This window comes from Kineosporia mesophila, from assembly GCF_021129235.1.
Classification (GTDB): Bacteria; Actinomycetota; Actinomycetes; order Actinomycetales; family Kineosporiaceae; genus Kineosporia; species Kineosporia mesophila.
In genome coordinates this window covers 111,784-136,555 of record NZ_JAJOMA010000014.1, presented here as the reverse complement: position 1 = coordinate 136,555, position 24,772 = coordinate 111,784, and the positions used below count along the sequence as shown (strand labels likewise).

General features: G+C 70.6%; 22 protein-coding genes. 11 read left to right on the top strand and 11 right to left on the bottom strand.

Features of this window, described 5'->3' with window-relative positions; genetic code table 11:
• Positions 1-134 precede the first annotated feature (134 nt).
• Complete coding sequence (locus tag LR393_RS20490; RefSeq protein ID WP_231485677.1) at positions 135-296, top strand: hypothetical protein; 162 nt, start codon at positions 135-137, stop codon at positions 294-296.
• 11 nt (positions 297-307) lie between these two features.
• On the opposite strand, the gene LR393_RS20485 is transcribed toward LR393_RS20490, so the two are convergent.
• The 3 genes from LR393_RS20485 to LR393_RS20475 form a co-directional block, all read right to left on the bottom strand.
• Positions 308-1,306 (bottom strand): class I SAM-dependent methyltransferase, encoded by a 999-nt coding sequence (locus LR393_RS20485; protein ID WP_231485676.1) that lies wholly within the window; start codon positions 1,304-1,306, stop codon positions 308-310.
• A 368-nt stretch (positions 1,307-1,674) separates the two neighbouring features.
• Complete coding sequence (locus LR393_RS20480) at positions 1,675-2,847, bottom strand: LLM class flavin-dependent oxidoreductase (protein WP_231485675.1); 1,173 nt, start codon at positions 2,845-2,847, stop codon at positions 1,675-1,677.
• Between the two features lie 14 nt (positions 2,848-2,861).
• Positions 2,862-4,094: an SfnB family sulfur acquisition oxidoreductase gene (locus LR393_RS20475; protein ID WP_231485674.1), complete on the bottom strand. Its 1,233-nt coding sequence runs from the start codon at positions 4,092-4,094 to the stop codon at positions 2,862-2,864.
• A gap of 468 nt (positions 4,095-4,562) precedes the next feature.
• On the opposite strand from LR393_RS20475, the gene LR393_RS20470 reads away from it, so the two are divergent.
• From LR393_RS20470 to LR393_RS20460, 3 genes are all read left to right on the top strand, one after another.
• Entirely contained in the window at positions 4,563-5,363 is an 801-nt protein-coding gene (locus LR393_RS20470; RefSeq protein WP_231485673.1) for a PIG-L deacetylase family protein, read from the top strand.
• A 37-nt stretch (positions 5,364-5,400) separates the two neighbouring features.
• Positions 5,401-5,898: a GNAT family N-acetyltransferase gene (locus LR393_RS20465; RefSeq protein WP_231485672.1), complete on the top strand. Its 498-nt coding sequence runs from the start codon at positions 5,401-5,403 to the stop codon at positions 5,896-5,898.
• A 318-nt stretch (positions 5,899-6,216) separates the two neighbouring features.
• A complete protein-coding gene (locus LR393_RS20460; protein ID WP_231485671.1) occupies positions 6,217-8,868 on the top strand; it encodes a sensor domain-containing diguanylate cyclase in 2,652 nt (883 codons plus the stop codon).
• On the opposite strand, the gene LR393_RS20455 is transcribed toward LR393_RS20460, so the two are convergent.
• The 6 genes from LR393_RS20455 to LR393_RS20430 form a co-directional block, all read right to left on the bottom strand.
• Complete coding sequence (locus LR393_RS20455) at positions 8,846-10,756, bottom strand: alpha-amylase family glycosyl hydrolase (RefSeq protein ID WP_231485670.1); 1,911 nt, start codon at positions 10,754-10,756, stop codon at positions 8,846-8,848. The genes LR393_RS20460 and LR393_RS20455 overlap by 23 nt on opposite strands.
• Positions 10,757-10,803: 47 nt before the next feature.
• Positions 10,804-11,784, bottom strand: coding sequence for an alpha/beta hydrolase family esterase (locus LR393_RS20450; RefSeq protein WP_231485669.1), 981 nt, complete (start codon positions 11,782-11,784; stop codon positions 10,804-10,806).
• Between the two features lie 112 nt (positions 11,785-11,896).
• On the bottom strand, positions 11,897-12,763 hold the full coding sequence (locus LR393_RS20445) for a cyclase family protein (RefSeq protein ID WP_231485668.1): 867 nt from the start codon (positions 12,761-12,763) through the stop codon (positions 11,897-11,899).
• A complete protein-coding gene (locus tag LR393_RS20440) occupies positions 12,756-13,367 on the bottom strand; it encodes a TetR family transcriptional regulator (RefSeq protein ID WP_231485667.1) in 612 nt (203 codons plus the stop codon). Before LR393_RS20440 ends, LR393_RS20445 begins: the two co-directional genes overlap by 8 nt.
• A 42-nt stretch (positions 13,368-13,409) precedes the next feature.
• The gene (locus tag LR393_RS20435) at positions 13,410-14,105 is read right to left on the bottom strand and encodes a ThuA domain-containing protein (protein ID WP_231485666.1); all 696 of its coding nucleotides are present in this window, start codon (positions 14,103-14,105) and stop codon (positions 13,410-13,412) included.
• A gap of 18 nt (positions 14,106-14,123) precedes the next feature.
• A complete protein-coding gene (locus LR393_RS20430; RefSeq protein WP_231485665.1) occupies positions 14,124-16,436 on the bottom strand; it encodes a molybdopterin-dependent oxidoreductase in 2,313 nt (770 codons plus the stop codon).
• 186 nt (positions 16,437-16,622) lie between these two features.
• Here LR393_RS20430 and LR393_RS20425 point away from each other — a divergent pair, with 186 nt between their 5' ends.
• Genes LR393_RS20425 through LR393_RS20400 form a run of 6 tightly spaced genes read left to right on the top strand, consistent with a single transcriptional unit; the run spans position 16,623 to position 23,058 of the window.
• Positions 16,623-17,858 carry a sarcosine oxidase subunit beta family protein gene (locus LR393_RS20425; RefSeq protein ID WP_231485664.1) on the top strand — a complete coding sequence of 412 codons (1,236 nt, stop codon included), beginning with the start codon at positions 16,623-16,625 and terminating at the stop codon, positions 17,856-17,858.
• 11 nt (positions 17,859-17,869) lie between these two features.
• Positions 17,870-18,151 (top strand): sarcosine oxidase subunit delta, encoded by a 282-nt coding sequence (locus LR393_RS20420; protein ID WP_231485663.1) that lies wholly within the window; start codon positions 17,870-17,872, stop codon positions 18,149-18,151.
• On the top strand, positions 18,148-20,934 hold the full coding sequence (locus tag LR393_RS20415) for a 2Fe-2S iron-sulfur cluster-binding protein (protein WP_231485662.1): 2,787 nt from the start codon (positions 18,148-18,150) through the stop codon (positions 20,932-20,934). The genes LR393_RS20420 and LR393_RS20415 overlap by 4 nt, the downstream gene beginning before the upstream one ends.
• Complete coding sequence (locus LR393_RS20410) at positions 20,927-21,484, top strand: sarcosine oxidase subunit gamma (RefSeq protein ID WP_231485661.1); 558 nt, start codon at positions 20,927-20,929, stop codon at positions 21,482-21,484. Before LR393_RS20415 ends, LR393_RS20410 begins: the two co-directional genes overlap by 8 nt.
• A gap of 10 nt (positions 21,485-21,494) precedes the next feature.
• The gene (gene purU / locus LR393_RS20405) at positions 21,495-22,361 is read left to right on the top strand and encodes a formyltetrahydrofolate deformylase (protein ID WP_231485660.1); all 867 of its coding nucleotides are present in this window, start codon (positions 21,495-21,497) and stop codon (positions 22,359-22,361) included.
• Positions 22,362-22,380: 19 nt separating this feature from the next.
• On the top strand, positions 22,381-23,058 hold the full coding sequence (locus LR393_RS20400; RefSeq protein ID WP_231485659.1) for a GntR family transcriptional regulator: 678 nt from the start codon (positions 22,381-22,383) through the stop codon (positions 23,056-23,058).
• Here LR393_RS20400 and LR393_RS20395 read toward each other — a convergent pair.
• A complete protein-coding gene (locus LR393_RS20395; RefSeq protein ID WP_231485658.1) occupies positions 23,055-23,606 on the bottom strand; it encodes an AAA family ATPase in 552 nt (183 codons plus the stop codon). The genes LR393_RS20400 and LR393_RS20395 overlap by 4 nt on opposite strands.
• Position 23,607: 1 nt before the next feature.
• On the bottom strand, positions 23,608-24,000 hold the full coding sequence (locus LR393_RS20390) for a MerR family transcriptional regulator (RefSeq protein WP_231485657.1): 393 nt from the start codon (positions 23,998-24,000) through the stop codon (positions 23,608-23,610).
• A gap of 60 nt (positions 24,001-24,060) precedes the next feature.
• On the opposite strand from LR393_RS20390, the gene LR393_RS20385 reads away from it, so the two are divergent.
• Complete coding sequence (locus tag LR393_RS20385; protein ID WP_231485656.1) at positions 24,061-24,762, top strand: SDR family oxidoreductase; 702 nt, start codon at positions 24,061-24,063, stop codon at positions 24,760-24,762.
• Positions 24,763-24,772: the final 10 nt, after the last annotated feature.

The window sequence follows — 24,772 nt, the reverse complement described above, 5'->3', positions numbered from 1 at the left end:
GGCAACTTCGGGAACCCCCACCTCCGCCATGATCACAAATAAGGGATTGGGGGTGCACCGTCCCGATCTGAACGACACGTTCTTCGCCTTCAGCGGCCGCGCCGCCCGGACCGTCACCCCCGAGGAGACCGCTCGTGTCTGACCTGCCCACCACCGTCAACACCGCTGTCACCCTGGTCGGCCGCCTGAACCCGGCCCCCGGCAGCAACGCCGGGCAGGCCCTGGCCGGGAGCGCGGGACTGCTGCTGATCAGCGTGGCGCTGTCGGGCACCCTGTTCCGGCGCCGGTCGACCTGACCGCCACCCGGCTACTCGGCCTCGGTACCGAGCGGCCGGGCCCGCAGGAACGCGCTGGTCGACACCCGGCCGAGGAACTCGAACCGGGTGTCGCCGGCCAGATGGCGCGTGGCGGCCTCTTCCACCCCCGGCCAGCCCTGGGTGCCGTAGTCGTCGAGCACCACGATTCCGCCCGGCGCCGCTATCTTCTCGGCGAACACCAGGTCGTTGGCCACGCCCTCGGCCGAGTGGTCACCGTCGATCACGATGACCCCGTACTCCCGGTCACTGGCCTGGGCCTGGATCGCGGGGTCTTCGGAGAAGCCCCGGATCAGCCGCAGCCGTTCCGGATCGACCCCGGCCAGCGCCAGGTTCTCGCGCACGACGGTCTCGGTGACGGGGGAGCCGGAGGTGTCCGGCCGCAGCTGTGTGACCTGCAACTGCACCGAGGCCAGCGGATCGATGATGGTCAGCTCGTACTTCAGCCCGATCCGGCTGATCTGCCGCACCATCCCGCCCGAGAACAACCCGAAAAGCGTCCCGATTTCCAGAATCTCACCGTTCGGCGGGTCCAGCAGCGGGGTCGTGGCGAGCTTGCCGACAATGTTCTGGGGGCTGCCGGCCAGGCGCCCCACGCCCCGCAGCTCCAGCTCGAACAGGGTCCGGTAGGCCTGCACCACCCGGTTGTAGGCGTCCGGGGCCTGCGCGGTCCGGGTCACCTGGGCGGCCAGCTTCTGCAGATCCTCCTTGTTCATCAGGCGCGAACTGCGGCGGCCGTGCGACCCCAGGAGCAGGTCGATGGCGAAGCCCGACGACGTCACCTCGCCGCGCATCCGCGCCAGTTCGGTCTGCACGGACACCAGTTCCTTGCGTAGCTTGTTCGCCTCACCCTTCAGGTCGCGGACGGACCGGCTCTCGTCCACGACCTGACGCGCCCGCTTGCGCGCGAGGCGCTCGATGCGCCGGTCGAGGACGTTGAGGGCGGGCTTCAGTGCGCGGGTTGCGGCCTGCTGGGCCCAGTTCTGCGACATGGGTCCATGCAACCATCGGAGCGCCGCCAAAGGCCCCTATTTGGACAATTGACGCACAGATAACCTGTCACCGGTAGCCGGAGGGTGCCGGTTCCACTCCGTTGACGAACCGCGCTCCGAGTTCGTGGCGCTTGTAGGTCACCGGTCGTGCGGGCTGAGGACGACGTACTCGCCGGCCCGGGATCGACCGGCCGGTCGCGGGGAGACAGAGGGGTGTCGCCGCTGGAGTGGCTGAAACCCGGCGGCGGGAGCTCACGTACGTCACCGTGTCGCGCTCGATCGCCCAGGCGATGGGGGTGGGCTCGGCCGGCGAAAGGTCAAGAAGGTGACGTCATTGTCGGAGGGGGTGTGTCCGTGGGACACGAAGTTCATCGGGAGGGTGCGGCGGGCAGGAACGGGGTGTGGCCGGTGCCCTGGGTGCTGGGGCCGGTGAACAGCCCGCGCTCGCGCAGCTGCGGCAGCACACCCTCGCCGAACCAGTACAGCTCTTCCAGGTGCGGGTAGCCGGAGAGCACGAACTCGTCGATGCCGAGGGCGGCGTACTCGGCGATCCGGTCGGCCACCTCGCAATGGCTTCCGACCAGAGCAGTTCCGGCGCCGCCGCGGACCAGGCCGACACCGGCCCAGAGGTTCGGGTAGACCTCCAGCGTGCGCGGGTCGCGCCAGTCGCCGGAGGCCCGCACGGCCTCGTGCAGTTCGCGCATCCGGGCCTGACCGGTCGACTCGCTGCGGGCCAGGCCGGCCTGGGCGGCCGGGACGATGTCGTCGCCGAGGGCGTCGAGCAGGCCCTGGGCGCGGGCCCAGGCCTCGTCGGCGGTGTCGCGGGTGATCACGTGAAGCCTTATGCCGAAACGAATCTCGCGGCCCCGCGCGGCGGCCAGCCGGCGAATCCAGGCAATCTTCTCGGCCACCTGCGCGGGCGGCTCGCCCCAGGTCAGGTACACGTCGGCGTGCTCGGCGGCGACCGGCCCGGCGGCCGCGGACGATCCGCCGAAGTACAGGGGCGGGGCCACCGGGGGCACAGACGGGAGGGTGGCCTTCTCGACCTGGATGTGCTTGCCGTCCAGGCTGACGGTCTCACCGCGCCAGAGACCGCGGATCACGGTGAGGAACTCGTCGGAGCGGGCGTACCGCTCTTCCTTGGAGAGGAAGTCGCCGTAGGAACGCTGCTCATGGGCCTCGCCGCCGGTGACCACGTTGAGCAGCAGCCGGCCCGGGGCGTGGGCGTCGAACGTGGCGGACATCTGCGCGGCCAGGGTGGGGCTGATCAGGCCGGGGCGGAAGGCGATGAGGAACTTCAGCCGCTCCGACTCGCGCGTCAGCATCGCGGTGGTGAGCCACGCGTCCTCGCACCAGGCGCCGGCCGGGGTGAGAGCCCCGGTGAAGCCGAATTCCTCGGCGGCGCGGGCGATCGAGCCCAGGTAGCCGAGACTCGCCCGGCGGTCGCCCGAGGCGGTGCCGGCGGGCAGGCCGTGGCCGCCGCCGACGATGAACCGGGAGTCGCCGTAGGTGGGCAGGAACCAGTGGAAGGTGAGAGACATCGGGGGTGCCTTTCTCAGATCTGGCCGTGGCGGGGCGGGGCGACATCGTCCAGCAGCCAGCGGCCGATGTGCTGGACCTTCCAGCGGACCGGGTCGTGCAGGGTGTGGGTGCGACCGTCGCGCCAGAACCGCGACAGATTCAGCGAATTCAGCACGGATCGGGTGCCGGCCAGCTCGAACAGAATGGAGGACGCGTCGACCGCCGCCCGCGCGGCGGCCACCTTCGCGACGGCGGTGGCGATGGAGGCCTCGGCGGTGTTCGCGGCGTCAGGCGCGGTCCGGGCGAGGTCGATCAGTTCGGCCGCTCTCACGAGGAGGGCCTCGGCCCCGCGCACGGCGATCTCCGCCTCACCCGCCGTCTGCACCAGCAGCGGGTCGTCCACGGCTCGCTCACCGCCGGCCTCGAACCAGGGCCGGGCCCGGGCCACCTGCTCCTTGGCCGCGTTCAGTGCGGCCCGGGCGATCCCGGCGTCGATGGCGGCATGCAGCACCTGCGCGAAAGAGCCGTAGGTGGTGGGCCGGTCGAAGATCGGCGAGTAGGGGATGACGTCCGCGACCGGGACCAGCACGTTGTCCAGACGGACCGTCCCGCTACCCGTCGTTCTCTGGCCCAAGGCGTCCCAGTCGTCCTCAATCCGGACTCCGGGAGCATCCGCCGGAATGAAGGCGACCGACTTGTCGGCCCGGCCGTCGGGGCGCCGCTGCGGCAGCACCGCCCGCACCAGCAGCCGGTCGGCGAACAAAGAGCCCGTGGCGTAGAACTTCTCGCCGTTCAGCCGGTACCGGCCGGCGCCGTCGGGGGTCAGGGTGGTGACGTCGTCGGTGATGGTGCGCCCGCCACGCTCGGTCTGGGCGTTGGCGTACCGGGCCCCGGCGAGCACCTCGCCGTAGAACCGCTGCTGCTGTTCCGGGGTGCCGCCCAGGCGCAGGGCCTCGAGGAACACGTAGTGGCTGTTCGGGATCTGCCCGAGGTTCGGGTCGGCCACCGACAGCAGCCGGAAGACCTCGGTCAGTGTGACCACGCAGACGTCCGCCCCGCCCAGGGCCGCGGGCACGGTGAGGGCGAACAGCCCGGCCTCGCTGATCTGCCGGATCTCGTCGTGCGGCAGCAGGCGCTCGGCGTCGCGGCGGGCGGCCCCGGCGGCCAGCCGGGGAAGGAGCCCGGTGGTGACACGTATCGCCTCGGCATCGTCGCGAATCGGTTTCCCTACCGGTGACGGCGGCGTCGTGCGTGCGTGCTGCGTCATCGTTCCTCCTCACTCCCATCGCGAAGCAGCGTCGCCGAGATTGGATTCACCGGTGATGTTCCCGCGCCATAATTTCGACTGAATTCGTAGAGAATATATCTACTATCCGTCTGCCCCGCGTGATTCGTCCAGCCGCACGACCTGGAGACGACGCGGCTGCTGCGGGGGCGGGTGGTCGCCTGTGTCCACCCCGGCCGAGCTCCTGCGGCCCGCCTGGCCCAGAATGTCGACGCCTCCCGAGAGTGCGCAAAGTTGACTGGTCTTGTCGAGATTGAAGTATGCTTCGTCCGGACCGATTATGAACACACGTGCCATCGCCCAGACCTGCGAACAGATTCGCGAACGGGGGACCTTCATGCTGTACATCGCCATGACCACGGTGTCCTCCCGTTGTCCGGTGGGGTGTTGTCCGGGCTGACCTCCGCCCCGGCAACCCTTCTCACCACTGGAGCGTCACCTGTGTCCGCTGTGCTCACACCCCCTGTCCAGCGCCGCCCGTACGCCGACCACTCGGTCGTCTTCGTGCACGCCCATCCCGACGACGAGGCCATCTTCACCGGCGCCGTCATGCACGCCCTGGCCCGGGGCGGTGCCCGCGTCACGCTCGTCGTGGCCACCGACGGCCACGCCGGCCAGGACCTGACCGGCCAAGGGCGGCACGTCGGGTCGGTACGGGCCCGTGAACTTCAGCGGGCCGCGTCCGTGCTCGGGGTTCACGAACTGGTGACCCTGGGCTGGGGTGACTCCGGGATCGGCGACCCGTGCCCGGAACGGGCCCTGGCCCGCCAGCCGGTGGACGAGGTCGCCGGGCAGATCGGCGGGATCGTCGAGCGGGTCGGTGCCGACGCGATCGTGGGCTACGACGAGGGTGGCATCTACCCCCATCCCGATCACGTCTTCGTTCACCGCACGGTCGCCGAAGTGGCTCGTCGCCAGCCGGATCTCAGTTACTACGAGGCCACGGTCGATGCCGAGAGCCTGGCCCGGCAGGAGATCCGGCACCTGGTGCTCGGGGCCAACGACGCCGTGCGCCGGGCCGGCCTGCCGAGCGTGCCGGTGGGCCTGCCGACCACCCGTATCGGTGCCCGCTACCGCGCCGGGGTCTCCGACTTCGCCGCGAAGGTAGCTGCGATGCAAGAACATTCCAGCCAGATCGACGCCGACCACCTGCGCCAGGAAGATCTGCACTCGGCCTACGGGGTGGAGTGGTTCACCCGCACCGGCCCGGCCGGGGCGATCGACCGGCTGGTCGGCGCGGGCGGTCGGTGAATTCCGGGTCCGGTCGATCGAAGGGTAGGTGCACGGCGTGACCACAGACGAGACCTCGCGGCGCCGAATCGTCTTCAGGGTGCTGGGCGTGGGCTGGGACGACGAGCGGGCCCGGGTGCTGCGGGAGGCGATGAGCGAGGAGGTCGGGCGGCTCTACGCCGACCGCGGCCACGAGGCGGGCAGCCGGGCGCTGTCGATCCAGGAGGACTCGGTGCTCTACACCGGGCTGGCCGTGACCGGTGACGGGCAGGGCATCGGGCACATCGCGCTGCGACGACTGCGGTCGGACGTCGAGATCAAGCGGATGTACGTCCGGCCCGGGTATCGCGGTGTCGGGGTGGCCGGGGCGCTGGTGGACGCGGTGGAGCAGTTCGCGCGCGATCACGGCGAGCGCCGGATCGTGCTGGCGACCGGGGACCGTCAGCCCGAGGCGGTCGGGCTCTACCGCAAGGCCGGGTTCACCCCGATCGAGATCTATCCCCCCTACGTGCACCTGGGCAAGCACTCGAAGGCCTTCGCGAAGCTTCTGGCCTGACAGCTCTTCGGCGGGGCGAGCGGCTCCCGGGGTACCCGGTTCCCGGATGTGGCTGTCGGTGACCGGGCTCCTGTCCGACGTCGCCGGGCGGTCGGACGGGCTGTGTACCGCCCGCTGGGTGCACCGGCCGGAACCGGCCCCGGACGTGCGCCCGTGATGCCCGTGAGCCGGACACCCCAGGTGATCGGCGCCTGAACAGCCCGGCCACGGTGCGTGCGCGGCGTTGACCCGGGTGGGTGGGGGACGCGTCCTCACTCAGGCCTGCCCGCCCATGCTCCGAGTCAATGACGACCGTAGTACGGCTGGGTAGCGGAGGACGTGGTGGAGCAGGTCGGTGAGGTCCGTGGCCCGCCACTTCCCTCACGGCGGACGGGTACGGCACTGGCCGTGCTCGTGGCGGCCGTGGTCGCGGTGCTGCTGCGCCTGGCCGGCGTGGAGTTCCTGTCGCACTCCACCGGTGAGGGCCCGATCTGGTGGCCGCTGGCCGGGGTGGGTGCCGTGGCCCTGCTGCTGTGCCGTCGCCGGCTGTGGGGCCCGATCGTCGCCGGTCTCGGGATCGGGCTGACCGTGGCCGCGGCCCTGACCGGGTTCTCCCTGAACGCGGTGGCCTGTGCGGTGGGCAGTGTGTGCGAGACCGGCCTGACCGCGCTGCTTCTGCGCCGGTTCCTGCCCGAACGACTCACGGCGGGCCTGCGCGGGCAGATGATGCTGGTTCTGCTCTGCGCCCTGGCCGGGACCGCGGTGGCATCGGTGGTGTTCGCCGGCGTCATCGGTCTGGGCGGTGGCGAGGTGGACCGGCTCTGGTGGCAGTTCGCCCGCAGCCATCTGCTCGGGCTGTGCGTCATGGCCAGTGCGCTGCTCGCCCAGCAGATCCGGCATCCGGCCCAGATCCTGACCGGGCTGCGCGATCACCGGGTGAACCTGGAATGGGCCCTGCAGCTGCTGGTGCTCGGTGCGGTCTGCGGAGCGGTGTTCCTGACCCACCAGCGGGTGATCACCTCGTCCATCATCGCTCTGCCCCTGATCTGGTCGTGTCTGCGCCTGGGGCCGTTCCGGACCGCGGTCGGGCAGGCCCTCACGGCGGTGATCATGACGGTCGGCACCCTGCACGGCTTCGGGCGGGTCGCGGCCCTGGACCGTTCGGGACAGATCGTGATCGCGTTGCAGGACGCCGTCCTGAACCTGACGCTCATCACCCTGGTGGTCGCCGTGGTGGCGCAGGCGCGCGACCGGGCCTTCGCCGTCATCCACGACCGCACGCGCGATCTCAACAGTGCCGAGCGGATGGCGCGGCTGGGTTCGACCCGCTGGTCGCCCGGTGGTCGGGACGTGGTCTGGAGTGACGGCATGTTCGCCCTTTTCGGCACCTCCCGGGCCGACATCACCCCGGGTCTGCCTGCGATGCTCGCCACCGTGCACCCCCACGACCGGGGGCGGCTCCAGCAGGAGATGGTGACGATCAGCCAGGACGGGCAACTGCGCACCACCGAGTACCGCATCGTCCGTCCCGACGGCGACGTCCGGGACGTTCTTTCGTACGCCGCTGCGGAACGGGGAACCGACGGCAAGGTCCGGCAGGTGTTCGCCACCGTCCAGGACGTCACCGAGGCCAAGGCGGCCGCGGCCGCGGTCGCCCGCGCCCACGACGAGCTGGCAGCTGTGCTGGACGCGGTGACCGGTGCCGCCATCATCGGTGCGGATCCGGCCACGGGCGTGATCCAGTTCTTCAACCGGGGGGCGGAAAATCTGTTCGGGTACGGCGCGGACGAGGCCGTGGGCCGCTTCCGCGCCGTGGACCTGCATGATCCGGACGAGCTGGCCGACCTGGTCCGGAGCGGTATCTCGCTCGATCGGGAGATCTCGCGGAGCCTGGCGTCCCGAGGGCAGCACGGGCAACAGTGGAGCTACCGCCGCAAGAACGGCACCAACTTCCCCGGTCTCCTCACCATCAGCGCCCAGCCGGGACCCGACGGGCAACCCAGCAGCCTGATCCGCGTGGTGACGGATCTCTCGACGGTTCTGCAGGTCCAGGAGCAGCTGAACGAGAGCCAGGACCGGTTCCGGCTCGCCTTCGACGGCGCCCCGGTGGGCATGGCGATGGTGGCCCTCGACCGGGACGACCCGGGCGCCATATTCCACGTCAACGCGGCCTTCTGCGAACTCACCGGGCGCACCGAGGACGAGCTGCTCGCGCTGCGGATCGATGCTCTCCTGGTGGACGACGGCGAGGCCGAGGCGTCGCGGCGTAACGTCGCCGAACTTCTGACCGGCGACATCGACACGATCACGACCGAGCGCCGCATCGTGCGTCCCGACGGCCAGGAGCAGTGGGGCCGGGTGTCCACGTCGGCGGTCCGCCCGCACGGCGACGGCCGGGGCCCGTACCTGATCTGCCTGGTCGAGGACACCACCGCCCGCAAGGAACTCACCGAGCGGCTGCACCATGACGCCACCCACGACCCACTGACCGGGCTCCCGAACCGGCTGCACCTCAACCGCCAGCTGGAACAGACCCTGGCCGACCGGCGCAAGGGCGCGATCGCCGTGCTCTATCTCGATCTCGACGGTTTCAAGGCCGTGAACGACACCCAGGGCCACGGCGCCGGCGACGACCTGCTGATCCAGGTCGCCGACCGGATCGCGGCGTCGGTACGCAGCACGGACGTGGTGGCCCGGCTGGGCGGCGACGAGTTCGCGGTGGTGTGCCCCGGCCTCGGCGACGAGGAGATCGCCCTGCAGATCGGGCACGCCATCCTGGCCGAGCTGATGCGCGAGTTCGATCTGGGCTCGTGCACGGTCCGCGTCGGGGCGAGCATCGGCGTGGCGATGGAGGGCGACGGCGACACCGGCCCGGCCCTGCTGCACGCGGCGGACGTGGCGATGTACGAGGCCAAACGCGAGGGCAAGGGCCGGGTGCGCAGGTACACGCCCGACGCCGGCCACGCACCTAGCTCCGCCGGAACACCGTGACCGCGGCCGAGGCCGCGGTGCGGTCATCGATCGTGATGCCCCGGCTGTCGAACGTCTTGGTCCAGGTCCCGCCGTCCGGCAGGGTGACGCCCTGGGCGCCGGTGGTGGGGTTGACCACGACGACCGTGTCGTAGTCGGTGGGCGCATCCGCCCGGGAGCTGATCCTCGACGTGACCACCTGGCCGGCAACCGTGACCCGCTGCTGCGTGCTGATGGCGTCCCAGCTGGTCAGGCGAAGCGACGGGGTGGTCCGGCGCAGGCTGAACAGGGCCCGGTAGTAGGCGTTGACGTTCTGGTTCGTGATCTTGTCGCCCCAGTGGACGGCGTTGACCTGGTCGCCGGCCCGGTAGGAGTTCGAGGCGGTGGTGTAGTCGCCGCCGACGACCTTGGAACGCAGGAACTCGTCGCCCTCGGCGATCAGCGGGATACCCTGCGAGGTCAGCACGATTCCGACGGCCAGCCGGTCGATCCGCTCGGCCCGGTCACCGGTGGCCCCGGTGTGGGTGATCTTGTCGTACAGGTTGAGATCATCGTGCACGGAGACGTAGTTGATCGTCTGCTCGGGGTCGCCGGCGAACGCCGGGTCCCAGGTGTCGCTCAGGGGCTGGGTACCCAGTTGCTTCAGCGGGGAGCCCTTCATCCCCAGGGCGATCGCCGAGGCATCACCCGTGCCGCCCATGTATCCGATGACGGTGTCTTTGGTCCCGCCTCGTACCGCGTCGCGGAAGCTTCCGTTGAAGACCCCGATGTGGGACGCGGTGAGCGCCGGAACCGTTCGGTAGCGTACCTTCTGGTTCTCGTCGGGATCGGAGGCCGCACCGTTCCAGGGTTCTCCGTAGATCAGCAGGTTCCGGTCCGGGTAGGTCCCGTTCAGGTACGTGCCCCACTCCGCGGCGTTGCGGTACTGGTGCACGCCGAGGAGATCGAACCGGAAGCCGTCGACGTGATAATCGCGCACCCAGACCTCGAGGGAGTCGCGGATCATCCGGCTGACCATGGGATTGCTGTCGTCGATCGAGTTCCCGGTACCGGACAGGTCGGTCGGTGTGTAGTAGGAGCCGGTGATGCCCCGGAACGTGTCCGCCGAGCCGGTGTGATTGAAGACGACGTCCATCGTGACGCGAATACCGTTGCGGTGGAACTCGTTGACCATGTCCTTGAACTCGCGGACCCGGTCGGCCGCCGTACTGAACTGCGAGTACTGCTCTTCCGGGACGCTGTAGTTGACCGGGTCGTAGCCCCAGTTGTACATCGAGGAGAGAAAGTCCTGGGTGGGCATCAGCTGCACGTGCGTGATGCCGAGTTCCTTCAAGTGGTCGATGCCGGTGGCCACACCCCGGTAGGTGGTACCGGTCTGGACCAGGCCCAGGTACTTCCCCCGCCGATCGGCGTCGACGCCCGAACTGGCGTCGACGGTGAAGTCCCGCACGTCCAGCTCATAGACGATCGAATCCTCCCGGTCGGTGAGTGCGGGCGTGGGGTACCACTTCCCGGCGCTCGGGGTGATGGCGGCGTCGTCGACGACAACACCGCGCCTCGTCCCGGGCTCGACCATCCGGGCGTACGGATCGGGAACGTTCCTGCCGCCCACGGCGAACTGGTAACTCCTGCCGTTCAGGTCTCCGGCCACGACGGCCTGGTAGACCCCGGTGTACCCGGCGACCGGGGTCGCTGCCATCGGGTAGGACGTACCGTTCACGGTCACGCTGACGGCCGAACTGCCGGGTGACCAGATCCGGAACGTGGTCGAGACACTGCTGTACCGCGCACCCAGCGATTGCGTCGGTGCGGCAGCACGGGTCGTGGTCTTCCCCTCGGCGTCTGATCGCGACTGCACGGCGAAGGCGCTGGCGGGTACGAGCGCGGCCACGACGGTAGCGGCGATCAAGGCGGAAGTGCTGCGCTTGAGGTTCACGGTGTCCGTCCGGGAAGGATTTAAAGGGGCCGGTGGTCGAGCGGGTGCTTGCCGAAGAAACTCCACATCACGTCGGTGGCCGAGATCGTGCGGGTGGAGGCACCCGGGCCGCTGTCGACGAGGTCGCCCGGCCAGGTGTGACCGTCGTTGGCGATCTTGTAGTGCACCACCGTGGCGTCCTGGGTGCAGCCGAGCCAGAAGTACTTGGTCACGTCGGAACCGATGGTGCGTGAGGACGGCTCGGTGCACCCGTTGTGCTCGACCCAGTCGTTCATCCAGTCCGTCAGCGAGGGCAGCTTCGCGCCGTGGCTGGTGCCGCCGGCGTACGGGACGGTGGTGTCGGCGACACCGTGGAAGTCCAGGTAGGGCACCGGCTGGCTGCCGTCGCACCCGGTCGTGGTGCCCGGGTAGAACGCGGCGGACACGGTGGCGAACGCGGCGATCCGGTGTGGCAGCCGGCAGGCCAGAAGGGCTGTGAATCCGCCCCCGTTCGACTTCCCGGTGGCGTAGATCCGGTCGGGGTCGACGCACAGGCTGCCCTGGAGCCCGTCGAGCAGGTCGCTGACGAACTGCACGTCGTCCACGTCGTCACTGGCGTAGGGGGCGCTCTGCCAGGAGGTCCCGCCGTCGGTACCGGCCGCCCCGACCGGGTAGACGGCGATCGCGTCCAGGTCGTCGATGCCCGAGTACGCCTCGACGTCGGCCCCCGTGCCGTTGTGCCCGTGGAAGGCCAGGATCAGCGGGGTGGCCTCACCGTCCTGGTACCCGGCGGGCAGGTGCAGGAAGTACGGCCGGGTGCGGCCGCCGGACGTGATGCTCTGCTGGACGGTCTTCCCGGCGGCCAGATCCGTCGATGTGTCACAGCCGGCCGAGGCCACCCGGGAATCCACGGGGGCGGCCTGGGCCGCGGCCGGTTCCGCCGCGGAGGCGCCGTGGGGCACCCACAGCCAGATCGGGACGGCCAGGAGGGCCAGTACGGCCAGGGGGCGTGCGAGTTTCATCGGGCACCAGATTCAGGGAGGTCCGTTCAGGCGCGTCCACGCTAGTTCCGTGGCCCGCCCCGGACAACGCCCAAACACATTCTTGAGCAAGGCTTATTGCCCGGCGAAGAGCTCAGAAGATCGCGATCGGGTTGACCAGTACCCCGGTGACGGCCTCGATCCGGGGCGGCGCCACGACTAGCAGGAAGCTGTACCGGCCCTCCTCCACGCAGACCTGGGCCAGGGCGTCGGGGCTCGAACCGTCGAGCAGGACGAGCCCGAGCAGGGCCAGGCCGATCCGGTGCAGGGGGCCGCGCTCGCCGGGCAGGGCCGGACTGGCGTCGCCGATGTCCCCGCCGTACAGCGAGATCTCTTTCTGGTGAATCCATTCCACCGCACTGGTCGTCATCCCGGGCACCGCCACCAGGCCCCGGTCGTCGGCCAGGTGGTAGCCGCCCCGCACGATCAGCGCGTCGCCCGGCTGCACGTCCAGTCCTTCGCGCGCGGCCGTCGCCTCCAGGTCGTCGGCGGTGACCGCGTGCCCGGGCTCGAGCCGCCCGCCGGGGGCCAGGTCGAGCAGCACGCCCCGGGTCAGGATGCCGTCGCCGAACGCGGAGGCGGACCCGTGCCGCACCCCGGCCGGGGTCACGCTCCGGGCCAGCGGGACGCCGGGGTAGACCTGCCCGTCGGTGACGAAATGGCCCATGGCATCGAGGTGGGTGACCTCAGGATGATGCGAGTTGATGATCAGCAGCTCGGCCATCGCCATCGGGTCGGGCCCGGTGAACTGCATGACGGTCTGGACACCGGTGGTCTGGTGGGTGCGCGGCGCCATCGGCCCGCCCATCAGCGGGGACGGGATCACCGGGCGGGCCAGCGAGACGGTGCGCCCGCTGACGGCCTCGGCCAGCCCGCGGCGACGTGCCTCGGCGGTGATCAGGTTGACGGTGCCGAGTTCGTCGGCCTCGCCCCATCGGCCCCAGTTGCTCAGCTCAGTCATCGTTCTCCTTAGATGTTTTCACGGGTGCGAGGGCGGTCAGGAGCAGGTCGAGCAGACGTTGGAGGTCTTCGTCGATACCGGGTGCGGACCAGCCCGCGGCGAGTGCGGGATGCACGAAACGGGTGGACGCGTCGAGGATGGCCTGCGCGGTGGGCCCGGGTTCGACCGGGCGCAGGCTGCCGTCGGCCACGCCCGCGGCGACGAGTTCCTCGATCTGGTGCAGCATCTGGCCGACGAACTCGAGCCCGATCCGGCTGTCGGAGGCACTCAGTACCTGAAGGGTGGCGAACAGCTCGGGATCTTCGCTCACCTGTCTCCACTTGGCCCGGAACAGGGTGGTCAGCCAGGATCGAAGACGTTCCGACCCGTTGACCGAGTGCCCGTGCAGCACGGCCTCGACCTCCGGCTGGGAGGCCTGCAGCCAGCGCCGGATCACCGCCTCGCGCAGCGCCGTCTTGGACCGGAAGTGCCGGTAGATGCTGCCGTGGCTGACCCCGAGTACGCGGGCGACGTCCAGCACGGTGGCCTTGTCGGGGCCGTGGCGGCGCAGGACGTCTTCGGTCGCGTCGAGAATCGCCTGTGGATCGAGTACCTCGGACGGCATGTCCCCGAGGCTAGCCTGACATCTGACAAAAGTCAGATTTTGTCAGTCGGGGAAGGTTGGCCCGATCACGGAGGGAAAGGGGCGGACGGCCCACAGCGCCAGCTGCCGCACCAGCCGGCGGTGGCCCGGGGAGGCGTAGGAGCGCTCGTCGTGGCCCAGCACGTCCACGGCGATCCGGGCTCCGGCGTGTTCGCGCACCCAGGCGGTGGGTTCGGGTCCGGTGGGCCCGGCGTGCCGCGCGACCACCCGGCTGTGGCCGACCGGCTGCAGCCGGCAGTAGCGTTCGTCGAAAAGGCGGAAGCTCTCGACCGGTTCGCCCGTGGGCAGGCCGAGCCCGGTGATGTCGGCCTCGCCGGCGGGGGGATGGAACGAGACGGTGGGCAGCCAGAGCGCGCCGATCGCCGGGGCCCAGTCGGGATAGTCCCGTAGCGATGCGACCGCGCAGTGCAGGGCGAGCACCCCCAGGCCCCGGGCCAGCGCCGCGGTGAACGCTCCCGGGCGGGAGGCGGCGTCCCCGGCGTCCCCGGCGTCCCCGGCGTCATTGCGCCACGGGTCGCCCGCGTTGACCACCAGCAGGTCGACGCCGTCCAGATCGGCGAGGGCTCCGTCGACGTCCTCGTCGATCGTCGTGGCGAACCCGGCCGCCTCCAGGATCCCGGCCAGCAGGGGGCTGGTGGCCGGGAACGGGTGCCACGGGTCGGCGTAGCGGCCGGCGCCGCTCACGATCAGTGCGCGCATGCCGGCATTCTGCCCCGCCTACCTCTGGTGAGGGGGAGGCGTATGGACGCGCACGGGCCCCGGGTCGTGGTCGGCCACCCGGATCTCGACGAGAGTCGAGTGGGCACTGGGCCCCTGGCCCAGGCGGGACGTGCCGAAGTCCTGGGTGAGGACGTTCGGGTTGCCGTGGCGGTCGGGGGACCCGTCCGTCGCGGACGGGTCGACCGGGTCGTACCAGGCACCCGTGGCCAGCTGGACCACCCCGGCGCGCACCTCGTCCGCAAGCACCGCACCGGCCAGGACCCGGCCGCGGCCGTTGAACACCTCGACCAGGTCACCGTCGCCGATACCGCGCTGGGCGGCGTCGGCCGGGTTGAGCCGGACCGGCTCGCGCCCGGCAACTTTCGCGGCCCGGCTGACCTCTCCCAGGTCGAGCTGGCTGTGCAGGCGGTGTTTCGGCTGGTTACTGATCAGGTGCAGGGGATAGGTGGTGGCCAGCGCGCTGCCGGCCCATTCACGCGGTTCCAGCCAGACCGGGTGACCGGGGCAGTCGTCGTAGCCGAAACCGGCCACCACGTCACTGGTGATCTCGATCAGCCCGGTGGGCGTGCGCAGCGGGTGCGCCACCGGGTCGGCGCGGAAATCGGCCAGCAGTGTGTGCTCGGCCTCGTACTCGACGGTGACCTCGCCCCGTTCCCAGAAGGTCTCGAAGTCCGGGAGCCGGATGTCGTGCTCGGCCGCGCGCTCGCGGGTGCTGTCGTAGAGGAACCGCACCCAGCCCATCTCGTCGCGGCCCTGCGTGAACTCCCCGGCCACGCCGAGCCGATCGGCCAGCCCGGCGAAGATGGCGTAGTCGTCACGGGCCCCGGCCTGGGGCTCGACGGCCCGTTTCATGGCCACCAGCACCCGGTCCCGGGAACTGGCGCCGAGGTCGTTGCGTTCCAGCGTGCTGGTGGCGGGGAGGACGATGTCCGCCCGGCGGGCGGTCGGGGTCCACCAGGGTTCGTGCACGACGACGGTCTCCGGGCGGCGCCAGGCCGCGGAGAGCCGGTTCAGGTCCTGATGGTGGTGGAACGGGTTGCCCCCGGCCCAGTAGACCAGCCGGATGTCCGGGTAGGTGCGGGTCTGCCCGTCGTACTCGTAGCTGCTCCCGGGATTCTCGAGCATGTCGCTGATCCGGGCTACCGGGATCCAGGAGTCGCACCGCCGTCGGCCGGTGGGCAGCGACGGTGAGCCGAAGGGGAGTTTCGCGGCGCCGGTGGTCGCGGAGTTGCCGTACCCGAACGAGAACCCGCCGCCGTCCAGCCCGATCTGCCCCAGCATCGCCGCCAGCGTGATCGTCATCCAGTAGGGCTGCTCACCGTACTCGGCGCGCTGCAACGACCAGGTGGTCGTGATGAACGTGCGGTGCGCCGCCATCCGGTGGGCCAGGTCGACGATCCGGTGCTCGGGCAGGCCGCAGATCCCGGCGGCCCAGGCGGCGTCCTTCGGCCGCCCGTCGCTCTCACCGAGCAGGTAGCGCCGGAACGTGGCGTAGCCGTGGGTGTACCGGGCCAGGAACTGCTGATCGGCCAGGCCGTCGCGTTCCAGGGTGTGGGCCAGGCCCAGCATCAGCGCGGTGTCGGTGTTGGCCCGCAGTGCCAGCCATTCCGGGTCCAGGTCCGGGTCGAGGTCGTCGCGCAGCGGGCTGACGTTGACGAAACGGGTTCCGGTGCGCGACATCCCGAGCATACGATCGCACTGCACGTGCCGGCTGACCCCGCCCGACTGGCTCTGGGCCGTACGCAGGGGCACGCCGCCGAAGGCCACCCACAGCGTCGTGGCTCCCTCCAGCCGGCCCCAGGTCGTCACCTCGCCGCTGACCATCGCGGGGTCGCCGACGACGTGGGGGAGCAGCGCCGTGGCGGTGCCGAAGGAGTAGGTGCCGCGCCCGTCGGTGAACCCGCCGATGGTGTTGAGGAAACGCTGGAGCTGGGTCTTGGCGTGATGCACGCGCCCGGCGCTGGACCAGCCGTAGGAGCCGCCGAAGATCGCCTGGTTGCCGTGCGTGGTGCGCACCCGGTCGAGCTCGGCGGCGACCAGGTCGAGCGCGGTGTCCCAGGCGACCTCGACGAACTCCTCCGCGCCGCGCCGGTCGGGGTGCGCGCCCGGGCCCTGCTCCAGCCAGGAACGGCGCACCGCCGGCGCGGTGATGCGCAGATCGGAGTGCACCGTGCCGGGGATCGAGGCGAGCAGCGGGGACGGGTCGGGGTCGGCCGCCGGAGGCCGGGCCTCGATCAGGCGGCCGTCGCGGACCACGGCCGTGAACGAGCCCCAGTGCGAGGTGTGGGGGTAGGTGCGGTCGCTGGTCAAGAAAGGCCTCCGGGAGTCGATCAGGACCACCTTCGCCGAAACGCCCGGCCCCATCAAGCCGCGTGCTGCACCGGAAGGGGCAAATGTCCAGAGGTGCGGGGCCTTGTCGTCCCCGCTCGCCCCTGCTTATTCTCCCGGTGGCGCAGCACTGATATATCAATCGTCGATCAGATGGACGGTGAGGTCATGACCTCCGCGACCCCTCCCGGTGCCCACCTGCCCGAGCACGGCGACTTCCTCTGGCGGAACCCGGAACCGAAGAAGTCCTACGACGTCGTCATCGTCGGGGGCGGCGGGCACGGCCTCGCCACGGCCCACTACCTGGCGAAGAACCACGGCATCACCAACGTGGCCGTGCTGGAGAAGGGCTGGCTGGCCGGCGGGAACATGGCCCGCAACACCACGCTGATCCGCTCGAACTACTTGTGGGACGAGTCGGCCGCCATCTACGAGCACTCGCTGAAGCTCTGGGAGGGCCTGGAGGACGACCTGGGCTACCCGATCCTGTTCTCCCAGCGCGGCGTGCTCAACCTGGCCCACACCGAGCAGGACGTGCGCGACTCGGTGCGCCGGGTGGAGGCCAACAAGCTCAACGGGGTGGACGCCGAGTGGCTGACGCCCGACGAGGTCGCGAAGATCTGCCCGATCGTCAACGTCTCCGGCGACATTCGCTACCCGGTGCAGGGCGCCACCTATCAGCCGCGCGCGGGCATCGCCAAGCATGACTGGGTGGCCTGGGGATTCGCCCGGAAGGCGGACGAGGCCGGGATCGACCTGATCCAGGACTGCGAGGTGACCGGGTTCGTCACCGACGGCGACACGGTGACGGGGGTGTGCACCACCCGGGGCGACATCGCCTGCGGCACCGTGGCTCTCTGCGCGGCCGGCCACACCTCGGTGCTGCTGGACATGCTCGGGGTTCCCGCCCCGCTGAGCTCGCACCCGTTGCAGGCCCTGGTGTCGGAACTGCTGGAGCCGGTGCACCCGACGATCGTCATGTCGAACCAGGTGCACGTGTACGTCTCGCAGGCGCACAAGGGCGAACTGGTGATGGGCGCGGGCGTGGACTCGTACAACGGGTACGGCCAGCGCGGTGCCTTCCACATCATCGAGCGCCAGATGGCCGCCGCGGTCGAGCTGTTCCCGGTGTTCGCCCGGGCGCACCTGCTGCGTACCTGGGCGGGCATCGTCGACACCACACCCGACGCGTCACCCATCGTCGGGCACACCCCGTACCGGAACGTCTACGTGAACTCCGGCTGGGGCACGGGCGGTTTCAAGGCGACCCCGGGTATCGGGTGGTGCCTGGCCGACACCGTGGCCCACGGCCGCCCGCACGAGTACGTCGCCCCCTTCGCCCTCGACCGTTTCGTCACCGGCGCGCTCGTGGACGAGCACGGCGCCGCGGCCGTGGCCCACTGAGGAGAACCGCCATGCAGCTCATCGAATGCCCCTGGTGCGGTCCCCGGGAGGAGACCGAGTTCCACTACGGCGGGCAGGCCCACATCGCCTACCCGGAAACGCCGTCGGAGCTCACGGACACCGAATGGGCCCAGTACATCTTCTTCCGCGCCAACCCCAAGGGACTCTTCGCGGAGCGGTGGAGCCACAGCGGCGGCTGCCGCCGCTGGTTCAACGCTGTCCGCGACACCCGCACCTACACCTTCCTCGCCACCTACCGCAGTGGTGAACCGCAGCCGGAGGTCCAGTCATGAGCAGTGATTTCCGGGTCGAGGGGTACGGGCGCGTCGACCGCGACCAGACCCTGACGTTCACCTTCGACGGGCGCACCTACACCGGCCACCCGGGCGACACGATCGCCTCCGCCCTGCTGGCCAACGGCGTCCACACGCTCGGATCCAGTGTGAAACTCGGCCGCCCGCGCGGGATCGGGGCCTCCTGGACAGAAGACGCCACCGGCCTGATCCAGGTCGAGGAGCCCTTCCCCGAGCCGATGCTGCTGGCCACCGCGGTCGAGCTGGTCGACGGGATGGTCGTGCGCGGCCTGAACGGGCAGGGACGTCTGGCGCAGATCCCCGACACCGCGCGGTACGACCGCAAGTACCACCACGTCGACACCCTGGTGATCGGGGCCGGGCCCGCGGGGCTCGTCGCCGCCCGGGCCGCGGCCCGCCGGGGCGAGCGGGTCGCGCTGCTCGACGACCGCGCCGAGGCGGGCGGTTCGCTGACCGGGACAGAGACGATCGATGGACGTCCGTCGCGGGATTTCGTCGCGGAGGTCACCACCGAGCTGGCCGGGAACGCACAGGTCGTGCACCTCCCGCGCACCACCGCTTTCGGGCACTACGACGACGGTTTCGTACTGGCTCTGGAGCGGCGTACCGACCACCTGTCCGACCCACCGGCCGGGCGCTCGCGGCAGCGTGTGCACCGGGTGCGGGCGAAGAAGGTGGTCGTGGCCACCGGGGCGCACGAGCGCCCGATCGTCTTCGCCGACAACGACCGGCCCGGCATCCTGCTCGCCGCCTCGGCCCGCGACCTGCTGCACCGCTACGGGGTTCTGGCCGGGCGCGAGATCGTGGTGTTCACCAGTGACGACGCCGCCTACGCGGCGGCGCTCGATCTGGTCGCGGCCGGCGCGAAGGTCACCGTGCTGGAGGTGCGGGCGCAGGCGCCCGCCGGGGCCGGTGACCTCCACGTCATCACCGGTGCCCGCGTCCTGTCCACCCGGGCCGTCCTCCCCGCGGACGAAACCGTCGGGAACCACGGACGGATCGCGTCCGTCGCGGTGATGGACGGCGGCGGTCACGAGTTCGGCCTGACCTGCGACCTGTTGCTGGTCTCCGGCGGCTGGAACCCCACCGCCCACCTGTTCAGCCACGTGCGCGGGCCCCTGGCCTACGACGAGGCACTGGGCGCCTTCCGCCCCGCCCGGAGTGTTCCCGGGGTCGAGGTGGTCGGCGCCGCCGACGGCGTCCTGGATCTGGCCGGCTGCCTGGGGCCGGAGGTCACGGCCGGAGACGAGCCCGAACGCACTCCGGGAGAGGTGATCTGGCGGGTTCCGGGCGCCACCGACCGGCAGTTCGTCGACGTGCAGCGCGACGCCACCGTGGCCGACATCGCCCGGGCCGTCGGGGCCGGGCTGCGCTCGGTCGAGCACGTCAAGCGGTACACCACCATCGGCACCGCGCACGACCAGGGCAAGACCACCGGCGTCATCGCGGCCGGGATCGCCGCCGAACTGCTGGGCACCGGGGTGCAGGATCTCGGGACCACCACGTTCCGGCCGCCCTACACGCCCGTCGCCTTCGCCGCCCTGGCCGGGCGCGAGCGCGGCGAGCTGTTCGACCCGGTGCGCACCACGGCCGTGCACGACTGGCACGTGGCCCACGGCGCGGTGTTCGAGGACGTCGGCCAGTGGAAGCGGGCCCGGCACTACCCGCAGCCCGGGGAGGACATGGAGGCTGCGGTGCTGCGCGAATGTACCGCCGTACGGGGCGGTGTCGGCATCCTCGACGGATCGACCCTCGGCAAGATCGACGTGCAGGGCCCGGACTCGGCCGTGCTGCTGGACCGGCTCTACACGAACATGATGAGCAGCCTCAAGGTCGGCTCCGTGCGGTACGGCGTGATGTGCGGTGTCGACGGCATGGTCATCGACGACGGCACCGTGCTGCGGCTGGCCGACGACCGGTTCATGGTCATCACCACCACCGGCGGGGCCGCGAAGATCCTGGACTGGATGGAGGAATGGGTCCAGACCGAGTGGCCCGGCCTGCGGGTGCACCTGGCCTCGGTGACCGAGCAGTGGGCCGTGTTCCCGGTCGTGGGGCCGCGCTCGCGCGAGGTGATCGGTGCGGTGTTCCCCGGCCTCGACGTGGCGAACGCGGCCTTCCCGTTCATGACCTGGCGGGACACGGTGCTGGACGGCGTGCCCGTGCGGGTGGCCCGGATCAGTTTCTCCGGTGAGCTGGCCTACGAGGTGAACGTGAATGCCTGGTACGCCCCGGCGATGTGGGAGCGGCTGCTGGAGGCCGGTGCCCCGCACGGCATCACGCCGTACGGCACCGAGACGATGCACGTGCTGCGGGCCGAGAAGGGTTACCCCATCATCGGTCAGGACACCGACGGCACGGTCACCCCGCACGACCTGGGGATGGCCTGGGCGGTCTCGAAGAAGAAGCCCGACTTCGTCGGCAAGCGGTCGTTCGCCCGGCCCCTGAACGCCGACCCCCTACGGAAGCAACTGGTCGGGCTGCTGCCGACCGACAGCACCACGAAGCTGCCCGAGGGCTCGCAGATCGTCGAACTGTGCGACGACGGTGTGCTGCCCGCCCCGCCCGTACCCATGCTCGGGCACGTGACCTCCAGTTACCGCAGTGCCGCGCTGGGTCGTCCCTTCGCCCTCGCTCTCCTGAAGGGCGGGCGCGAGCGGGTGGGTGACATCGTGCACGTGCCCGTCGGCGGGCAGCTGGTCGCCGCGCAGATCACCTCGTCCGTGCTCGTCGACCCCGAAGGAGCCCGCCGCGATGGCTGACACCCTCTACCGCAGCCAGGTCCTGCCGAGCGATGTCTTCGCCGCTCTCCCGGAAGGCCTTTCGGTCACGATCGAGTCGCACGTGGCGATGGCCGGCCTGCGGCTGCGCGACCTGGCGGAGGTGCTGAACACGACCCCGCCGGTGCAGCCCAACACCTGGGCGGCCACGCCCGACGGGCAGATGGTGTGGCTGGGGCCGGACGAGTGGCTCGTCACCAGTCGCGACCAGCAGCCGCACGAGCTGGAGTCCACGTTGCGGGAGGCGGTGAAGGAGCGCGGCGGAGCGGCCGTGGACGTCTCGGCGCAACGTCTCAGCCTGCGCCTGAGCGGTGTCCTCGCCCGGGACCTGCTCAGCCTGGGGTGCTCGCTGGACCTGCACCCGTCGGTCTTCACCGTCGGCAGCAGTGCCCAGACCGCGCTCGGCATGACGAATGTCGTGCTGCTGGCCCTGGACAGCGCGGGGGAGGACTACCGGATCTTCGTGCGGTCGTCGTTCGCCGGGTACCTGGCCGACTGGATCGTGGACGCGTCCGCCGAGTACGTGAACTGAAGGGATCGACATGACCGACTCGTTCACCCTCACCCTGAGCTGCCCGAACCGGACCGGGATCGTCCGGGCGGTGAGTTCCTACCTGTTCGAGCACGGCCTGGACATCGTCGAGTATCAGCAGTTCGACGACGCCACCCACGACCGCCTGCACCTGCGCGCCCAGGTCAGCGCGACCTGTGACGGCGTCACCGGTCCGGGGGTGGACGCCGACGCGCTGACGGCCGGGTTTACCTCGGTGGCAGCGGATTTCAACATGCAGTACAAGTTCTTCGCAGATGCGCCGGCCCGGGTGCTGGTGATGGTCTCGCAGCAGGGGCACTGCCTGAACGACCTGATCTTCCGCTGGCGGGCGGGCAGTCTGGGTGCCGACATCGTGGCGGTGGTGTCCAACCACGAGACGCTGCGCCCGATGGCCGAGGCCGCCGGTCTGCCCTTCGTGCCCGTGCCGATCACGCCCGACACCAAGCCGCAGGCCGAGGCCCGGATGCTGGAACTGGTCGAGGAGTACGACGCCGAGCTGGTGGTGCTGGCCCGCTACATGCAGGTGCTCTCCGACCAGACCTGCCGCCGGCTGCACGGACGGGCCATCAACATCCACCACTCGTTCCTGCCCAGCTTCAAGGGTGCCAAGCCGTACCACCAGGCCTGGGACCGGGGTGTGAAGCACGTCGGCGCCACCGCCCACTACGTCACCCCCGACCTGGACGAGGGCCCGATCATCAAGCAGGAGGTGCTACGGATCGACCACTCCCACGACCCGAAGGCGTTGCAGACCATCGGCCGCGACGCCGAGGCCCTGGCGCTGTCCCGGGCCGTGCGCTGGCACGCCGAGCGCCGGATCGTGCTCGACGGTCATCGCACGATCGTGTTCCGGTGACCGGCAATATCATCGAGCCGTGACCGCGACACCCTTGCGTCTGGACGATGCCCCGCAGGCCCCGTCCTCCCTGGCCGAGCAGGCCTACCGGGCCGTGCGCGACCAGCTGATCATGCTCCAGATCCAGCCCGGTGAGCCGATCGACGACGTCGGGCTGGCCACCTCGCTGGGGATGGGCCGTACCCCGCTGCGGGAGGCGCTGAAGCGGCTGGAGGGTGATCGGCTGGTGGTCTCGTACCCGCGCCGGGGCACGTTCGCGACCGGTGTGGACATCGCCGACCTGGCCCACGTGTCGGAGATCCGGGCCACCCTCGAGCCGCTGGCGGCCCGGCGGGCGGCCGAACGGGCGAGTGATGCGGCCCGCGCCGAGCTCTCGGGCCTGGCGGTGGGCACGGAGGCCCTCGACATCGCCCACACCGACCGCAGCGAGGTGATGCGCTGGGACCTGGGCGCCCACCGCGCGATCTACCGGGCCACGGGCAATCCCTACCTCGAAGACACCCTGATCCGCTACGACAACCTGGCCACCCGCATCCACTGCGTCTTCCTCGATCAGCTCTCCACCATGGACATGCACATCGTCGCGGAACACGTGGCCCTGCTGCGGGCCATCGCGGCGGGCGAGGCGGACCGGGCCGGGCAACTGGCCCTGGACCACGTGGTGGGATTCGAGAAGGCCGTGCGGGCAGTGATTTAGGCGTCGACGGCGCTCAGTAGGCGCCGGTAGGTCCGGGTGATCTCCCCGTCCACCGTGACCACGGTCCGGGTGGCCGGCCGGGTCCCGACCACCGCCAGCAGGCGCGCGTACATCGTCCGCAATTCGTCTGCGCCACCCGAGCGGGCCTGAAGGGCGGCCGCGTCGCGGTGTTCCTGGGTCTGCGGGGCCTGCGTGCGCCGGGCGAAACGAGCGACCGCCTCGTCCACGTCGGAGACCAGAGCGATCTCGACGAACGGCACCCCGGCTCCGGCCGCCAGGCTTTCGAGCTGGAGGACGAAGTCCAGGCGGCCCAGGAACTGCGGCACGACCACGTCGTGCCCGGTGCGCAGGTGCACATCCGCCATGGCCAGGGCGAGTTCGCGGGCGGCCAGACCGGACTCGGTCGGCTGCTCCAGCCATCCACCCAGCATCCCCCGCACCGTGTCGATGTCGAGGGCCAGGGACAGCGGATGATCGTCCGCGAAAATCCGCGCCAGGGTTGACTTCCCGCTGCCCGGAGCGCCATTGAGCAGAATCAGGCGGGGCATCTCAGCGGGATGTCGCGTGGGGAGCGACCTCGGGGGCGGCGGCGCAGTGACCCGGAACGGTGGCGATGACGATCACCTCGTCCAGGCGGTTGCGGGTGGCGGTCAGGTCGCGGATCTGCTGGTCGATGCGCTCGCGCTCGGTGCGGAGCACGGCGAGGGCCTCGGGGCTGGTCTCCTGGGCGTCGACGCAGGGCAGGAGGGTGGCGACGCCCTGGCTAAAGAGGCCGGCGGAGTAGAGATGCTGGATGGTGCGCACCCGCTCGGTGGCGGACTCGGGGTAGTACCGCTGTCCGCTGGTGCTGCGGACGGCGGCCAGCAGGCCCTTCTCCTCGTAGTACCGCAGGGCGCGGGTGCTGACGCCTGCCTGTGCGGCGAGGTCACCGATGCGGAACACGAGATTCCCTCCAGAAAGGACTTGCCCTTGACGTCAGCGTCAAGTTTTAGCGTACTTCGCATGGAACTCAAGAACTCCGTCGCACTCGTCACCGGCGCCAACCGGGGGCTGGGAAGGCATTTCGCGCAGCAGCTGGTCGATCGCGGGGCGGCGAAGGTGTACGCCACGGCCCGCCGCCCGGAACTCGTCGATCTGCCCGGCGTCGAGGTGCTGCCCCTGGACATCACCGATGAGGAGGCGGTCGCCCGGGTCGCGCAGGTGGCGACCGACGTCACCCTGCTCGTCAACAATGCCGGCGTCACGTCGATGGCCGACCTGATCACCGGCGACAAGGCCCAGATCCGCCAGGACCTGGACATCTTCTTCTGGGGAACCCTCGAGATGATGCGGGCCTTCGCGCCGGTGCTGAAGGCCAACGGGGGCGGCGGCATCGTGAACGTCAACTCGGCGATGTCCTGGGTCGCGGCCGACCGGGCAGGCGCCTACCACGTGGCCAAGGCCGCCGAATGGGCCCTGACCAGCGGCGCCCGGCTGGAACTGGCCCAGCAGGGCACCTACGTCGGTGGCGCCTACCTGGGCATGACCGACACCGGGCACCAGGAATGGTGGGACGGGCCGCTGGGCGACGCGGCCGAGGTGGTCGGGAAGATTCTCGACGGCGTCGAGGCCGGTGACCTCGAGATCATCGTCGACGAGCTGGCCGCCCGCGCCAAGGCCCTGCTCGCCGGCGACCCCCGGGACGCCTACCCGAGCTCCTCCTGACCCGGCTGCG

What these genes read in the sequence shown, in the direction of transcription:
- LR393_RS20485 (WP_231485676.1), bottom strand. Translation starts at nt 1,306, where the DNA reads ATGTCGCAGAACTGGGCCCAGCAGGCCGCAACCCGCGCACTGAAGCCC.
- LR393_RS20480 (WP_231485675.1), bottom strand. Translation starts at nt 2,847, where the DNA reads ATGTCTCTCACCTTCCACTGGTTCCTGCCCACCTACGGCGACTCCCGG.
- LR393_RS20475 (WP_231485674.1), bottom strand. Translation starts at nt 4,094, where the DNA reads ATGACGCAGCACGCACGCACGACGCCGCCGTCACCGGTAGGGAAACCG.
- LR393_RS20450 (WP_231485669.1), bottom strand. Translation starts at nt 11,784, where the DNA reads ATGAAACTCGCACGCCCCCTGGCCGTACTGGCCCTCCTGGCCGTCCCG.
- LR393_RS20445 (WP_231485668.1), bottom strand. Translation starts at nt 12,763, where the DNA reads ATGACTGAGCTGAGCAACTGGGGCCGATGGGGCGAGGCCGACGAACTC.
- LR393_RS20440 (WP_231485667.1), bottom strand. Translation starts at nt 13,367, where the DNA reads ATGCCGTCCGAGGTACTCGATCCACAGGCGATTCTCGACGCGACCGAA.
- LR393_RS20435 (WP_231485666.1), bottom strand. Translation starts at nt 14,105, where the DNA reads ATGCGCGCACTGATCGTGAGCGGCGCCGGCCGCTACGCCGACCCGTGG.
- LR393_RS20425 (WP_231485664.1), top strand. Translation starts at nt 16,623, where the DNA reads ATGACCTCCGCGACCCCTCCCGGTGCCCACCTGCCCGAGCACGGCGAC.
- LR393_RS20420 (WP_231485663.1), top strand. Translation starts at nt 17,870, where the DNA reads ATGCAGCTCATCGAATGCCCCTGGTGCGGTCCCCGGGAGGAGACCGAG.
- LR393_RS20415 (WP_231485662.1), top strand. Translation starts at nt 18,148, where the DNA reads ATGAGCAGTGATTTCCGGGTCGAGGGGTACGGGCGCGTCGACCGCGAC.
- LR393_RS20410 (WP_231485661.1), top strand. Translation starts at nt 20,927, where the DNA reads ATGGCTGACACCCTCTACCGCAGCCAGGTCCTGCCGAGCGATGTCTTC.
- purU (WP_231485660.1), top strand. Translation starts at nt 21,495, where the DNA reads ATGACCGACTCGTTCACCCTCACCCTGAGCTGCCCGAACCGGACCGGG.
- LR393_RS20395 (WP_231485658.1), bottom strand. Translation starts at nt 23,606, where the DNA reads ATGCCCCGCCTGATTCTGCTCAATGGCGCTCCGGGCAGCGGGAAGTCA.
- LR393_RS20385 (WP_231485656.1), top strand. Translation starts at nt 24,061, where the DNA reads ATGGAACTCAAGAACTCCGTCGCACTCGTCACCGGCGCCAACCGGGGG.